Source organism: Superficieibacter sp. HKU1, assembly GCF_029319185.1.
Classification (GTDB): Bacteria; Pseudomonadota; Gammaproteobacteria; order Enterobacterales; family Enterobacteriaceae; genus Superficieibacter.
In genome coordinates this window covers 1,567,096-1,581,247 of record NZ_CP119754.1, presented here as the reverse complement: position 1 = coordinate 1,581,247, position 14,152 = coordinate 1,567,096, and the positions used below count along the sequence as shown (strand labels likewise).

Annotated in this window: 12 protein-coding genes; 8 read left to right on the top strand and 4 right to left on the bottom strand. The window is 56.5% G+C overall.

Annotation, left to right across the window (positions count from 1 at the left end):
- Positions 1 to 15: 15 nt before the first annotated feature.
- Positions 16 to 759 carry a type 2 GTP cyclohydrolase I gene (locus tag P0H77_RS07595; protein ID WP_276165071.1) on the bottom strand — a complete coding sequence of 248 codons (744 nt, stop codon included), beginning with the start codon at positions 757 to 759 and terminating at the stop codon, positions 16 to 18.
- A gap of 265 nt (positions 760 to 1,024) precedes the next feature.
- On the opposite strand from P0H77_RS07595, the gene dtpD reads away from it, so the two are divergent.
- Entirely contained in the window at positions 1,025 to 2,509 is a 1,485-nt protein-coding gene (gene dtpD, locus P0H77_RS07590) for a dipeptide permease DtpD (RefSeq protein WP_276164284.1), read from the top strand.
- A 45-nt stretch (positions 2,510 to 2,554) separates the two neighbouring features.
- Here the strand turns inward: dtpD and phrB are convergent, their stop codons facing one another.
- From phrB to P0H77_RS07575, 3 genes are all read right to left on the bottom strand, one after another.
- Positions 2,555 to 3,976, bottom strand: a complete 1,422-nt coding sequence (phrB, locus tag P0H77_RS07585) for a deoxyribodipyrimidine photo-lyase (RefSeq protein ID WP_276164283.1) — start codon at positions 3,974 to 3,976, stop codon at positions 2,555 to 2,557.
- A 3-nt stretch (positions 3,977 to 3,979) separates the two neighbouring features.
- Positions 3,980 to 4,936 carry a DUF523 and DUF1722 domain-containing protein gene (locus tag P0H77_RS07580; RefSeq protein WP_276164282.1) on the bottom strand — a complete coding sequence of 319 codons (957 nt, stop codon included), beginning with the start codon at positions 4,934 to 4,936 and terminating at the stop codon, positions 3,980 to 3,982.
- Between the two features lie 120 nt (positions 4,937 to 5,056).
- Positions 5,057 to 5,263, bottom strand: a complete 207-nt coding sequence (locus tag P0H77_RS07575; protein WP_276164281.1) for a YbfA family protein — start codon at positions 5,261 to 5,263, stop codon at positions 5,057 to 5,059.
- Between the two features lie 553 nt (positions 5,264 to 5,816).
- On the opposite strand from P0H77_RS07575, the gene kdpF reads away from it, so the two are divergent.
- From kdpF to speFL, 7 genes are all read left to right on the top strand, one after another.
- Entirely contained in the window at positions 5,817 to 5,906 is a 90-nt protein-coding gene (kdpF, locus tag P0H77_RS07570) for a K(+)-transporting ATPase subunit F (RefSeq protein WP_194205470.1), read from the top strand.
- Positions 5,906 to 7,585 carry a potassium-transporting ATPase subunit KdpA gene (kdpA, locus tag P0H77_RS07565; RefSeq protein ID WP_276164280.1) on the top strand — a complete coding sequence of 560 codons (1,680 nt, stop codon included), beginning with the start codon at positions 5,906 to 5,908 and terminating at the stop codon, positions 7,583 to 7,585. The genes kdpF and kdpA overlap by 1 nt, the downstream gene beginning before the upstream one ends.
- A 16-nt stretch (positions 7,586 to 7,601) precedes the next feature.
- On the top strand, positions 7,602 to 9,650 hold the full coding sequence (gene kdpB / locus P0H77_RS07560) for a potassium-transporting ATPase subunit KdpB (protein ID WP_276164279.1): 2,049 nt from the start codon (positions 7,602 to 7,604) through the stop codon (positions 9,648 to 9,650).
- 7 nt (positions 9,651 to 9,657) lie between these two features.
- Entirely contained in the window at positions 9,658 to 10,236 is a 579-nt protein-coding gene (gene kdpC / locus P0H77_RS07555; RefSeq protein WP_276164278.1) for a potassium-transporting ATPase subunit KdpC, read from the top strand.
- Entirely contained in the window at positions 10,233 to 12,914 is a 2,682-nt protein-coding gene (gene kdpD / locus P0H77_RS07550) for a two-component system sensor histidine kinase KdpD (protein ID WP_276164277.1), read from the top strand. Before kdpC ends, kdpD begins: the two co-directional genes overlap by 4 nt.
- Entirely contained in the window at positions 12,907 to 13,584 is a 678-nt protein-coding gene (kdpE, locus tag P0H77_RS07545) for a two-component system response regulator KdpE (protein ID WP_276165070.1), read from the top strand. The genes kdpD and kdpE overlap by 8 nt, the downstream gene beginning before the upstream one ends.
- 258 nt (positions 13,585 to 13,842) lie before the next feature.
- Positions 13,843 to 13,947, top strand: a complete 105-nt coding sequence (gene speFL, locus P0H77_RS07540) for a leader peptide SpeFL (RefSeq protein WP_148872342.1) — start codon at positions 13,843 to 13,845, stop codon at positions 13,945 to 13,947.
- The last annotated feature ends 205 nt before the right edge of the window (positions 13,948 to 14,152 follow it).

Genomic DNA, 14,152 nt, shown 5'->3' with positions numbered 1-14,152 from the left:
TTTCGTTCCTCTTTTTTACGCTGGGTTCGGAATATCGATAAAGGTAACATCCAGATCGGTGTTTTCAGTCAGCCATTCGCTCAGTGCGCGAATACCACCGCGTTCGGTCGCATGATGCCCGGCAGCATAAAAATGCAGCCCCTGTTCACGCGCGGAATGGATGGTTTGTTCAGAAACCTCACCGGTAATAAAAGCATCCACACCGAAGCGCGCCGCATTATCAATAAATCCCTGGCCGCCGCCGGTACACCATGCCACGCGTTGCACCAGATCCGGTCCGGTATCGCCGCACCATAGCGGTTTACGTCCCAGACGGGCTTCGATCCACGAGGCCAGCTCCAGCCCCGGCACCGGCATGGAGAGTTCTCCCCACGGCAGCAGCGGCTCGATTTCGCCCTTCACCGTGATCCCCAGCAGCGCGGCAAGCTGAACGTTGTTGCCCAGTTCCGGATGCGCGTCCAGCGGCAGGTGCCAGCCATACAGATTGATATCGTTTTGCAACAGCGTTTTCAGGCGATTTCGCTTCATGCCGCGAATAACAGGCGCTTCGTTTTTCCAGAAATAGCCATGATGCACAATCACCGCGTCGGCCTGCTGGCGCACGGCTTCATCAAGCAGCGCCTGACTGGCGGTGACGCCCGTGACGATCTTCTGCACCGTCTCTTTACCTTCTACCTGCAGGCCGTTCGGACCATAGTCACTGAAGGTGATACTGTTCAGTTTCTCGTTGATCAGCTGTTCCAGTTCGGTGTTTTTCATCATTATTCGCTTTACCCCTTGTGCCATTGACAGACCTACCATAGCGTCCCCGCGCGTCCTCGTCGACAGCCAATTATAAGCCTTAATAATACCTCGCATAATCTTGCGGATCATTGTGCATAAAGACTCAAATTGCTTAGCATTATCCGCCACGCTTCATGTATATTTATGCAAGCAAACAGCATATTGCATAAATTATTAGATCTGTATCACTGTAAGCCGTTACGCACCGGGCTTTTGCCCTGCGATTTAGACCGGGAATATCATGAATAGAAAAGCTTCACAGCCACGCGCCATTTACTATGTGGTCGCACTGCAAATTTGGGAATACTTCAGTTTTTATGGCATGCGCGCGCTGCTGATCCTGTATCTCACCAACCAGCTTAAGTACGACGACAATCACGCTTACGAACTGTTTAGCGCCTATTGTTCCCTGGTCTACGTCACGCCGATCCTCGGCGGTTTTCTGGCTGATAAAATTCTGGGCAACCGAATGGCGGTGATGATCGGCGCGTGTCTGATGGCTGTCGGGCATCTGGTGCTCGGTGCCAGCGAGGTTGCGCCAACGTTTCTTTATCTTTCACTGGCGATTATCGTCTGCGGCTATGGATTGTTTAAGTCGAATATCAGCTGCCTGCTGGGAGAACTGTATGAACCGCAGGATCCGCGTCGCGACGGCGGGTTTTCTCTGCTGTATGCGGCGGGCAACGTCGGCTCCATTGTTGCTCCTATCGCCTGCGGTTACGTGCAGGAAGAGTACAGCTGGGCAATGGGCTTCGCGCTGGCGGCTATCGGTATGCTGGCCGGGCTGATTATCTTCCTGTGCGGCAACCGTCATTTTACCCAGACCGCCGGGGTGAACCACGCCGCGCTGCGTGCCAGAACCTTTGTCCTGCCTAACTGGAGCTGGCTGCTGGTGCTGCTGGTGGTTGCCCCGCTGGCCATTACCGTTCTGTTCTGGAAAGCGTGGTCGGTCTATGCGCTGATCGCCGCAACCCTGATAGGGTTCGCCGTTCTGGTGAAAATTTATCGTCAGGCGCAAACCCAGAAGCAGCGTAAAGAACTGGGGCTCATCGTTACTCTGACGCTGTTTAGCCTGTTGTTCTGGGCATTTGCGCAGCAGGGCGGCAGTTCGATTAGCCTCTATATCGACCGTTTCGTCGACCGCGGCATTCTCGGCTACGACGTCCCGACCGCCATGTTCCAGTCGGTCAATGCCTTTGCCGTCATGCTGTGCGGCGTGGTACTGGCGTGGCTGGTGAAAGAGAGCGTCAGCGGCAATCGCACGGTGCGAATTTGGGGTAAATTTGCGCTGGGCCTTGGCCTGATGAGTGCCGGTTTCTGTATTTTGACCCTGAGCGCCCGCTGGTCGGCCACCTATGGACATTCTTCAATGCCGTTAATGATCCTAGGGCTGGCGGTAATGGGCTTTGCCGAGTTGTTTATTGACCCGGTAGCGATGTCGCAAATCACCCGCATTGAAATCCCCGGCGTCACCGGCGTGCTGACCGGCATTTATATGCTGCTTTCCGGCGCGATTGCTAACTACCTGGCAGGCGTCATCGCCGACCGGACGTCGCAGGGCGCTTTCGATGCCTCCGGGGCGATTAACTATTCGATTGATGCCTACATCAATGTGTTCAGCGAGATAACCTGGGGTGCCCTGGCGTGCGTGGGTATTGTTTTGCTTATCTGGCTGTACCAGGCGATACGGGTACGGAATCAGCGGATGGCGGTTGCTGAAAGCTGATATTATATTGCCCGGCAGCGAAACTGCCGGGCAGACAGGCCGTTTTTATGCCCCTTTCCGCGCGGCTTCATAAGCCGCCAGCGTGGTTTTTCTCGCCTGCTTATGATCCACGACCGGGCGCGGATAATCGAGCGTCACGCCGCTCTTCTCCGCCCATTCCCACGGCGAATGTATCGCCTTCCCCGGCACGTCTTTCAGCTCCGGCAGCCATTCACGTATAAATTCCCCGTCACGGTCAAATTTCTCGCCCTGAGTGGTTGGATTGAAGATGCGGAAATACGGCGCGGCATCGGTGCCGGTCGAGGCAGCCCACTGCCAGCCGCCGTTGTTGGCGGCCAGATCGCCGTCAATCAGCCGCGACATAAAATAACGCTCGCCGTTGCGCCAGTCGATCAGCAAATCTTTTACCAGAAAGCTGGCGGCGATCATCCGCAGCCGGTTGTGCATCCAGCCGGTCGCGTTCATTTGCCGCATGGCCGCATCGACGATGGGGTAGCCGGTTTTGCCATCTTTCCACGCCGCAAGGTGCGCGTCATCCTGCTGCCACTGCACATTATCCGTCCAGCCAATGAAAGGCCGGTAGCGGCACAGTGACGGATTGTACGTCATCAGATGACGATAGAATTCCCGCCAGATCAGCTCGTTCAGCCAGACAGCACCAGCCCCGCCGGACAGCGCTTCCGGCTGCTCCGCCAGCAGACGGTTCAGACACTGGCGCGGGGAAAGTACGCCGAGGGTCAGGCAGGCCGACAGGCGGCTGGTGCCGTCGATCGCTGGATAATCGCGTCGCTGCTCGTACTCCCCCGCGCCGTGGCGACAAAATTCGCGCAGACGGGCGATGGCGGCGGCTTCATCCGCCGCAAAAAGCTGCTCGTCAAACGGCTCCTGCGGATAGTCAATATTAATGGTGGTGAGCGACCCCGTCAGCGGCCCGCTCTCGCGCACTGACGGTGCGGCAACGCATTCCGGCAGGCCGTCCATCAGGCGACGTAAATACGCATTTTTGAACGGGGTAAACACTTTATACATTTGATGATTGCCGGTCATCACGCTGCCCGGTGCCAGCATAACGCTGTCATCAAAGCCCTGGCACACAACGTTATTCAGCGTTTTTTCCAGTTGCGCATCACGCTGCCGTTCATTCAGTTCATATTGATAATTATAAAAAAGATCGCTGACGTGCTCCTGCCCGCACACCTGCTTTACCGCCTCAATGCTGGCGGCAAAATCGGCGACCTGTTTAAACAGCAACGGAATGCCTTTCTCCGCCAGCGCCGTTTGCAGGGCATTAAGCTGAGAGACCAGCAGCGCCGCCTGACGCGGCGACATATGATGCGCTTCCCACTGTTCAGGGGTAGCGATAAACAGCGCCAGGACTCTGGCATGTCGATCCCGACATGCCGCTGCCAGCGCCAGATTGTCATGAAGACGTAAGTCGGCCCGAAACCAGACCAAATGGGTGGTCATAAATTAATGTCCGTAACGTAAGCGTAACTCTTCAGGCCAGGGATCAAAATAACGTTGTCCCGCCAGATAAGCATCCGGATATTCAGCCATGTAATGTTTGATCAGCGTCACCGGGGCCAGCAGCGGTTGCAGCCCCTGGCGATAGCGGTCAATCAGCGCCGCCAGCTCCTGACGCTGGCGTGAATTGAGTTGCTTACGGAAATACCCCTGCACGTGCATCAACACATTCGTATGGTTGCGACGCGAGGTGGGCATGGACATAAGATCCATTAGCCGCTGGCGATACTCAACAAAATAGTCCTCAAGCGATGCCCACTCGTTGATCGCCGCCACAAACCGCCCCAGCTCGCGATATTTTGGCTGTGAATGGGCCAATAATAAAAGCTTGTAGCGACTATGATAAGCAATAAGTTCGCCGCGGGTCAGCCCGGCCTCCCGCAGTGAATTCAGTTCATGCAGGGCATAAATGCGCTCGACGAAGTTTTCGCGGATCAGCGGATCGTGCAGCCGCCCGTCTTCTTCGACCGGCAGCCAGGGAAACGTCTCCATCAGTATACGGGTATAAATTCCGCGCCCCGCTTTGCGATTATTTTTGCCATCGGCATCGTAGACGCGCACCCGCTCCATACCGCAACTGGGTGATTTCGCACAGACGATATAGCCGCATAAATGTTCGAAATGGCGGATACGCTGGCGGGCAAACGCTTCCATGTCCGCCGTTAAGTCACCTTCGCGTTTATCACTAAAGCGCAGGCCGATGTCGCCTTCGCTGCTTTTGACCAGCCGAAGCGCGGGACGCGGTACCGGCAGGCCAATCCCCATCTCGGGGCAAACGGGTTCAAAACGGACCCACGAGGCTAAGTCATCGACGGCAAAGGTCAGCCGTTTATGTCCGCCATCAAAACGGACCTGTTCCCCCACAACACAGGCGCTGACGCCCACAGGAATTTTGTCACTCATAGCGGCTCCTGATTATTCTCAGGAGTAAGTGTAGTCAGCATCCGGCAAAAAAATGGCCCGTCGGGTTAAGACGGGCCATAAGAGGATGGAAATCGTTATTGTTGCTGTGTGTAATCTTGCTTAGTAAAAATCACAGGCTGCTTTTTCAGCCTGATCCATCCATACCGGTTTTTCGCTGGTTTTTGACCAGATACGATGCAGATAGCTATAGAAGCGTGCACGATCTTTCCAGAACAGCATCACCGGTAACGCAATAATCCCCGCCAGCAGGACGAAAATACGACGAATTAACACGGTGCTCGCTGAGTAATCTTTATACATATTCATAGAGTTCTCCCCCTTAAGTTGGCCGGTAACGTTAACCGGAAATCGTTCTCTGATTAAAATAATACCGCTTATCGTGTAATTTTACTACTCATCCGACCACTTTTTTCAGGTTATTTAAGCATCATTTACATTCACGGCGTAATTAAGTTACATAAAAGTTAAATTAATACTAACCATTAGTTAAATAATGGGTATTGCCATTTTTATCTGGCGGGTTACAAATGTTTATGTCGCAGAAGGATGCCCGGTGGCGCTGCGCTTACCGGGCCTCCGATAACCACATAGCTTATTGATAATGCCGGATTTGAATGATGCCCGGTGGCGCTGCGCTTACCGGGCCTACGGCGAGTGTATAACCTGTTGATTATGCGAAATTTGTAGGCCGGGTAAGGCGAAGCCGCCACCCGGCAAAACGGCGCACATCCCCGCAAGCCGGAAGTACCCGCAACCTCATTTTTATACTTTTTTTACATCGCCAGCGTGGATTTTTGCAAAATCTTTGCACGCTAACGCCTACCTTCAGCGCATATCACTAATGATGTGGAGGTGAAGTGTGGGTACAGGCGTAATAGCTGGCGTGGTGCTGGTGATCCTGTTATTGGCGTGGCTGGTGTATGCCCTGCTTAACGCGGAGGCATTCTGATGGCCGCACAAGGATTTCTCCTGATCGCCAGTTTTCTGCTGGTATTGTTTATTCTTGCCCGTCCGACCGGGACACTACTCGCGGGGATGATTGCTGGCAATACCTTGCCCGGCGTCAGGCGTGTGGAAAACGCGCTGTGGAAACTGCTGGGCATTTCCGGCGAGGAGATGAACTGGCGACATTACCTGCTGGCGATCCTGCTTTTTAACCTGCTGGGTCTGCTGGTCCTGTTTTTTATGCTCCTCTTTCAGGATGTGCTGCCGCTGAATCCGCAGCATCTGCCCGGCCTTTCCTGGCATCTGGCACTGAATACTGCGGTGAGTTTTGTCACCAATACCAACTGGCAGTCATATGCTGGCGAAAGCACCATGAGCTATTTCAGTCAGATGGCTGGACTAACGGTGCAAAACTTCCTTTCTGCTGCCAGCGGGATAGCGGTGATCTTTGCCCTGACGCGCGCCTTTGCTCGCCGGAGCAGGGACACGCTGGGCAATGCATGGGTGGATCTCACCCGCATCACGCTGTGGATCCTGCTGCCGCTGTCGCTGCTGTTAGCGCTGTTTTTCATTCAACAGGGCGCGATTCAGAACCTGTTGCCGTATCAGTCCATCACCTCGCTCGAAGGTGTTCAACAGTGGCTGCCGATGGGACCTGTCGCCTCGCAGGAAGCGATCAAGATGCTCGGCACCAACGGCGGCGGCTTTTTTAACGCTAACTCCTCACATCCGTTTGAAAACCCGACGGTTCTGACCAATTTTGTGCAGATGCTGGCCATTTTCCTTATTCCCGCCGCGCTCTGTTTTGCGTTTGGCGAAGCGGTGGGCGATCGCCGTCAGGGCCATACGCTGCTGTGGGCCATGACGCTGATCTTTATCGTGAGTGCCGCGGTGGTGATGTGGGCAGAAACGCAGGGTAATCCGCATTTGCTGCCGCTGGGGGCTGACAGCAGCCTGAATATGGAAGGTAAAGAGAGCCGCTTCGGTATTCTGGCCAGCAGCCTGTTCGCGGTCGTCACCACCGCGGCGTCGTGCGGGGCGGTCAACGCCATGCATGACTCCTTCACCGCGCTCGGCGGCATGGTCCCGCTGTGGCTGATGCAAATTGGCGAGGTGGTTTTTGGCGGCGTCGGCTCGGGGCTATACGGCATGTTGCTGTTCGTATTGCTGGCGGTATTTATCGCCGGGCTGATGACCGGGCGCACGCCGGAATATCTGGGTAAAAAAATCGATGTCCGCGAGATGAAAATGACCGCGCTGGCGATCCTCGTCACCCCGGCGCTGGTGCTATGTGGCACAGCGCTGGCGATGATGACCGAAGCCGGGCGTAGCGGGATGTTAAATCCCGGCGCGCACGGTTTTAGCGAGGTGTTGTATGCCGTCTCTTCCGCCGCCAACAATAACGGCAGCGCCTTTGCCGGATTAAGCGCCAATACGCCGTTCTGGAACGGTCTGCTGGCGTTTTGCATGCTGGCGGGTCGCTTCGGGGTGATTATTCCGCTCATGGCGATTGCCGGTTCGCTGGTAGCGAAAAAAATCCAGCCCGCCAGCGCCGGAACGCTGACTACCACCGGGCCGATGTTTGTCGGCCTGCTGATGGGCACCATCTTACTGGTTGGAGCCCTGACCTTTATTCCCGCGCTGGTCTCCGGACCGGTGGCAGAATTTCTTTCGTTACGTTGAGCCGGTGGAACACATAATGAATCGCAAAAAACAGGCGTTATTCGAACCTGCGCTGATGCGGCAAGCCGCTGTAGCATCGCTAAAAAAATTAAGTCCGCACGTTCAGCTTCGCAACCCGGTCATGTTTATCGTCTGGGTGGGCAGCGTCCTCACCTCCGGACTCGCTATCGCCATGCTGATGGGCCAGTTAGCGGGCGACTGGCGCTTCACCGCCGCCATTAGCCTGTGGCTGTGGTTTACGGTGCTGTTCGCCAACGTAGCAGAAGCGATGGCTGAAGGACGCAGTAAAGCCCAGGCCAGCAGCCTGAAAGGAGTACAGAAAACGGCATTTGCCTGGAAACTTCACGGCCCAACGCATGATGCCGACGGTGAACGCGTTCCGGCCGCCAGTCTGCGTAAAGGCGATATCGTGCGGGTCGAAGCCGGTGACATCATCCCCTGCGATGGCGAAGTGATTGAAGGCGGCGCGTCGGTGGATGAAAGCGCGATCACTGGCGAATCCGCACCGGTGATCCGCGAATCCGGCGGCGATTTTGCATCGGTCACCGGCGGGACGCGCATCCTCTCCGACTGGCTGGTGATCGAATGCAGCGTCAATCCGGGCGAAACCTTTCTGGATCGGATGATTGCGATGGTGGAAGGCGCGCAGCGACGTAAAACCCCCAACGAGATTGCGCTGACTATTTTACTGATCGCCCTGACCATCGTGTTCCTGCTGGCGACCGCGACACTGTGGCCTTTCTCAGCATATGCAGGCGAACCGGTGAGCGTGACCGCGCTGATTGCCCTGCTGGTGTGTCTGATCCCGACCACCATCGGCGGCCTGCTTTCGGCCATCGGCATCGCCGGGATGAGCCGGATGCTGGGCGCCAATGTCATCGCCACCAGCGGACGCGCGGTAGAAGCGGCGGGCGACGTGGATGTTCTGCTGCTGGACAAAACCGGGACGATCACGCTCGGCAACCGTCAGGCATCGGCGTTTATTCCTGCGCAGGGCGTGGAGGAGAAAACGCTGGCTGACGCGGCGCAGCTCAGCTCGCTGGCCGATGAAACCCCGGAAGGCCGCAGTATTGTGGTGCTGGCAAAGCAGCGCTTCAACCTGCGCGAGCGCGATATCCAGTCGCTGCACGCCACCTTTATTCCGTTTACGGCCCAGACCAGAATGAGCGGGATTAACGTCGATGACCGTGCGATCCGCAAAGGTTCAGTGGATGCTATTCGCCGCCATGTGGAAAGCAATGGCGGACAGTTTCCGGCAGACGTTGAGCGCAGCGTTGAAGAGGTCGCCCGTCAGGGGGCCACGCCGCTGGTGGTGGCGGAAGGTTCGCGGGTACTGGGGGTCATCGCGTTGAAAGACATCGTTAAAGGCGGCATTAAAGCGCGTTTTGCCCGCCTGCGGGAGATGGGGATCAAGACGGTGATGATCACCGGTGATAACAGCCTGACCGCCGCCGCTATTGCAGCCGAAGCCGGGGTGGATGATTTCCTCGCGGAAGCCACGCCGGAGGCGAAGCTGGCCTTGATCCGCCAGTATCAGGCAGAAGGTCGTCTGGTTGCCATGACCGGGGACGGCACCAACGATGCCCCGGCGCTGGCCCAGGCTGACGTCGCGGTCGCGATGAACTCCGGCACCCAGGCGGCAAAAGAGGCAGGCAATATGGTGGATCTCGATTCCAATCCCACCAAACTGATTGAAGTGGTGCATATCGGTAAACAGATGCTGATGACCCGCGGTTCGTTGACCACGTTTAGCCTGGCCAACGATGTGGCGAAGTATTTTGCCATTATCCCGGCGGCCTTCGTTGCCACCTGGCCGCAGATTGGCGTGCTGAATATTATGCATCTGCACTCCCCCTCCTCCGCCATCCTCAGCGCGGTGATGTTTAACGCGCTGATTATTGTCTTTCTGATCCCGCTGGCGCTGCGTGGCGTCAGTTATAAGCCGCTGTCCGCCTCTGCCATGCTGCGGCGTAATTTATGGATCTACGGTCTGGGCGGTCTGATTGTGCCTTTTGTCGGCATTAAGCTTATTGATATATTGCTGACCCTGCTGGGTCTGGCGTGAGGTGAATATGTCTCTGTTACGTCCTGCGTTTTCGTTGATGTTGTTGTTAACCGTGCTGACCGGCGGCGTATATCCGCTACTGACCACCGCGCTGGGTCAATGGTGGTTTAGCGACCGTGCTAACGGCTCGCTTATTAAGGGTGAAAACGGCGTGCGCGGCTCTTCTCTGATCGGCCAGAATTTTACCCGGCCTGATTATTTTCACGGTCGCCCGTCGGCAACGGCGGACAGTCCCTATAACGCCGGAGCGTCCGGCGGCAGTAATCTTGCGGTAAGCAATCCGGCGCAGGACAGCGCTATTGCTGAACGGGTTAAATCGCTGCGGGCGGAAAACCCGGACGCGGCTGGCGCGGTACCGACCGAATTGGTCACCGCCTCCGCCAGCGGTCTGGATAATAACCTCACGCCGCAGGCCGTCCGTTGGCAGCTGCCGCGCGTGGCTAAAGCGCGTCAGTTATCGGTTGAACAGATCGCACCGCTGATTGACCAGGCCACGCAAAAACCGCTGTTCAGCTTTCTCGGTCAACCTGTGGTAAATATTGTTGAGCTGAATATTGCCCTCGATGAGGTAAAGGATAATAAATGACCGACGAGCCGCAGCGTCCCGATCCCGATCGCCTGCTGGAACAAACTGCCACCACCCACCGGGGCAGGCTGAAGATTTTTTTTGGTGCCTGCGCGGGGGTGGGAAAAACCTGGGCGATGCTGGCGGAAGCACAGCGCCTGCGCGCTCAGGGGCTGGATATTCTGGCGGGCGTGGTGGAGACCCACGGACGTAAAGAGACGGCGGCGATGCTCGACGGGCTGGCGGTGCTGGCTCCGCGTACCCTTGCCCATCGTGGGCGCAAGGTACGGGAGTTCGATCTGGATGCGGCGCTGGCGCGGCGTCCGGCCCTGATCCTGATGGATGAACTGGCGCACAGTAATGCGCCCGGCTCGCGCCATCCCCGCCGCTGGCAGGATGTTGAGGAACTGCTTGAAGCGGGCATTGATGTCTTTACCACCCTCAATGTGCAGCATCTGGAAAGTCTTAACGACGTGGTCAGCGGCGTTACCGGCATTCAGGTGCGGGAAACCGTACCCGATCCGGTGTTCGATGCTGCCGATGATGTCGTACTGGTCGATCTCCCACCCGACGATTTACGCCAGCGTCTGCACGAGGGAAAAGTTTACCTTGCCGGGCAGGCTGAACGGGCGATCGAAAACTTCTTTCGTAAAGGTAATCTTTACGCCCTGCGCGAGCTGGCCCTGCGCCGCACCGCCGACCGTGTTGATGATCAGATGCGGGTCTGGCGGGAACATCAGGGACAGGAAAAGGTGTGGCATACCCGCGATGCCATTTTACTGTGTATCGGTCATCAGACCGGCAGCGAAAAGCTGGTGCGCACCGCCGCGCGTCTGGCGGCAAAACTCGGCAGCGTCTGGCATGCGGTATATGTCGAAACGCCGCGTCTGCACCGTCTTGCACGCGCGCAGCGCCAGGCGATCCTCAGCGCGCTGCGGCTGGCGCAGGAGCTGGGGGCGGAGACCGCGACCCTCGCCGATCCGTCAGAAGAGAAAGCGGTCCTGCGCTATGCCCGCGAGCACAATCTTGGCAAGATCGTGCTGGGACGGCAAACCCGCCGTCGCTGGTGGCAGGGCGATTCTTTTGCCGGGCGGCTGGCCCGCCACGCGCCGGATCTGGATTTAATGATTGTTGCGCTGGATGACCCTCCTGCCACGCCACCGCGCGCCAGCGATACGCGTTCTGTGCGGGAGCGCTGGCGCGTTCAGTTTACGGGCTGCGCTGTTGCGCTCGCGCTGTGCGCCGGGATCACGCTGATGGCCATGCAGTGGCTCACGGCGTTCGATCCCACTAACCTGGTGATGATTTATCTGCTGGCGGTGGTGCTGGTCGCCCTGCGCTACGGACGCTGGCCGTCGGTAGTGGCGACCGTAGTGAATGTGGTCAGCTTCGATCTGTTTTTCATTGCCCCGCATGGCACCCTCGCCGTCTCAGACGTGCAGTACATTCTGACCTTTATCGTGATGCTGATTGTCGGGCTGGTGATCGGTAATTTGACGGCGGGAATGCGCTACCAGGCGCGGATTGCCCGCTATCGCGAGCAGCGTACCCGCCATTTGTATGAGATGTCGCGGCGGCTCGCCGTCAGTCGCAGCACGGAGGATGTCGCGAACATCGGCGAGCAGTTTATACAGTCCACGTTTCAGGCCCGCAGCCAGCTGTTATTTCCCGACGCCGGGGCGCGGCTGATGCCACTGACGCCGCAGCCCGGCATCACCCCCTGGGACGAAGCGATTGCCCGCTGGAGCTACGATCGCGGGCAGCCTGCCGGGGCGGGCACCGATACCCTGCCCGGCGTGCCGTACCAAATTCTGCCGCTGAAAAGCGCCAGCCGGACGCACGGGCTGGTCGTCGTTGAGCCGGGCAGTCTGCGCCAGTTGATGATCCCGGAACAACAGCGGCTGCTGGAAACCTTTACGCTGCTGATTGCCAGCGCGCTGGAACGTCTGGCGTTGACCTCCAGTGAGCAACAGGCGCGACTGGCGAGCGAACGTGAAAGCGTGCGTAATGCCCTGCTTGCGGCACTTTCGCACGATTTACGTACGCCGCTGACGGTACTGTTTGGTCAGGCGGAAATTCTGACCCTCGATCTGGCCAGTGAGGGGTCGAAGCATGCGCCGCAAGCCAGTGAAATTCGCCAGCACGTACTGAACACCACGCGGCTGGTCAATAACCTGCTGGATATGGCGCGTATCCAGTCGGGCGGCTTTAACCTTAAAAAAGAGTGGCTGACGCTGGAGGAAGTCGTCGGCAGCGCGCTACAGAGCCTTGAGCCAGGCAGCCGTCCCATCGACCTGGGGCTTCGTGAGCCGTTGACGCTTATCCATGTTGACGGTCCGCTGTTTGAGCGGGTGCTGATCAATTTACTGGAAAACGCCCTTAAATATGCCGGACACCGGGCACAGGTCGGGCTTAACGCCTGGATGGAGGATGGACAACTGGTGCTGGAAATCTGGGATAGCGGGCCGGGCATTCCTGCCGGGCAGGAAAAGCGTATTTTCGATAAGTTTGCCCGCGGCATGAAAGAGTCAGCCATTCCGGGCGTGGGATTAGGGCTGGCGATTTGTCAGGCCATCGTCAGCGTTCACGGCGGTACGCTTACCGCCAGTAACCGTCCGCAGGGGGGAGCCTGTTTTCGTGTTACGCTACCGCAGGATGCGGCACCCCGGCTTGAGGAATTTGATGAGCGCTATGATTAACGTTTTAATTATTGAAGATGAACAGGCGATTCGCCGTTTTCTGCGCACCGCGCTGGAAGCGGACGGGCTGCGCGTATTTGAGGCCGATACTTTGCAGCGCGGCCTGCTCGAAGCCGCCAGCCGTAAACCGGACCTGACCATCCTCGACCTTGGGCTGCCGGACGGCGACGGCATCGATTTTATTCGCGAAGTCCGGCTGTGGAGCCAGATGCCGATCATCGTCCTGTCGGCACGTGCTGAGGAGACCGACAAAATCGACGCCCTTGATGCGGGTGCCGACGATTATCTCAGTAAACCTTTTGGGATTGGTGAATTACAGGCTCGCCTGCGGGTAGCGCTGCGTCGCCACGCCAGCGGACAAAAAAATGAACCGCAGGTAAAGTTTGGCGCGATGGTAGTGGATCTGGCCGCACGGCGAATTTTACGTGACGGCGAAGACGTTCATCTGACGCCGATTGAATTTCGCCTGCTGGCGGTATTGCTCAATAATGCCGGAAAAGTATTAACCCAGCGTCAACTGTTAAACCAGGTGTGGGGACCTAACGCCGTTGAACATAGTCACTATTTACGCATTTATATGGGACATTTACGCCAGAAATTAGAGGTCGATCCGGCCCGCCCCCGCCATTTATTAACGGAAACGGGAATCGGCTATCGCTTTATGTTTTGAATAACTATTCATTCCTTCCTGTTATTTACCTCTTTTATCTCCGGACAATTATATTGCCCGGGATAAAACTCATTAAAATAAAGGCCATTACTTGTTATTCACAATTCATTTACATAAACAGCACCTGACCGCCAGTATGCATAAATTATGGATAATTATTTCTGTATAGATCGTTTTTTGGTGATCAGCTTCACAGTTAAAGGTGCTTTTCTGGATAAAATGAGCATACCTTCAATTGACTCATGAATGGTGATGAATATGGAAAACAATAGCCGAATTATGCCACATATCAGGCGGACAACACATATTATGATGTTTGCCCACCGCAATAGTTTTGACTTTCATTTCTTTAACGCCCGATAGTCTTCTGACCTCGGGCGCTTCAGCATAGCAACGTTCCTGAAATCTCTGTAATACAGGATGTTACCTGTAGCAGACAGCGCTCGCCTTACCTGAATCCTGCATTGCCAGCCCCCGGACTGGCAGGGTTTATGTCATCTTAAAAAAGCATATAACTGATATTTCATCAGCGAGTACCTGTTGCTTTTTTTCCGGCTCGATCAATTTC

Excerpts from the sequence above, each read along its gene's own strand:
- P0H77_RS07595 (WP_276165071.1), bottom strand. The coding sequence starts at position 759 with ATGAAAAACACCGAACTGGAACAGCTGATCAACGAGAAACTGAACAGT.
- kdpB (WP_276164279.1), top strand. The coding sequence starts at position 7,602 with ATGAATCGCAAAAAACAGGCGTTATTCGAACCTGCGCTGATGCGGCAA.
- kdpE (WP_276165070.1), top strand. The coding sequence starts at position 12,907 with ATGATTAACGTTTTAATTATTGAAGATGAACAGGCGATTCGCCGTTTT.
- kdpD (WP_276164277.1), top strand. The coding sequence starts at position 10,233 with ATGACCGACGAGCCGCAGCGTCCCGATCCCGATCGCCTGCTGGAACAA.
- P0H77_RS07575 (WP_276164281.1), bottom strand. The coding sequence starts at position 5,263 with ATGAATATGTATAAAGATTACTCAGCGAGCACCGTGTTAATTCGTCGT.
- dtpD (WP_276164284.1), top strand. The coding sequence starts at position 1,025 with ATGAATAGAAAAGCTTCACAGCCACGCGCCATTTACTATGTGGTCGCA.
- phrB (WP_276164283.1), bottom strand. The coding sequence starts at position 3,976 with ATGACCACCCATTTGGTCTGGTTTCGGGCCGACTTACGTCTTCATGAC.
- kdpA (WP_276164280.1), top strand. The coding sequence starts at position 5,906 with ATGGCCGCACAAGGATTTCTCCTGATCGCCAGTTTTCTGCTGGTATTG.
- kdpC (WP_276164278.1), top strand. The coding sequence starts at position 9,658 with ATGTCTCTGTTACGTCCTGCGTTTTCGTTGATGTTGTTGTTAACCGTG.
- speFL (WP_148872342.1), top strand. The coding sequence starts at position 13,843 with ATGGAAAACAATAGCCGAATTATGCCACATATCAGGCGGACAACACAT.
- P0H77_RS07580 (WP_276164282.1), bottom strand. The coding sequence starts at position 4,936 with ATGAGTGACAAAATTCCTGTGGGCGTCAGCGCCTGTGTTGTGGGGGAA.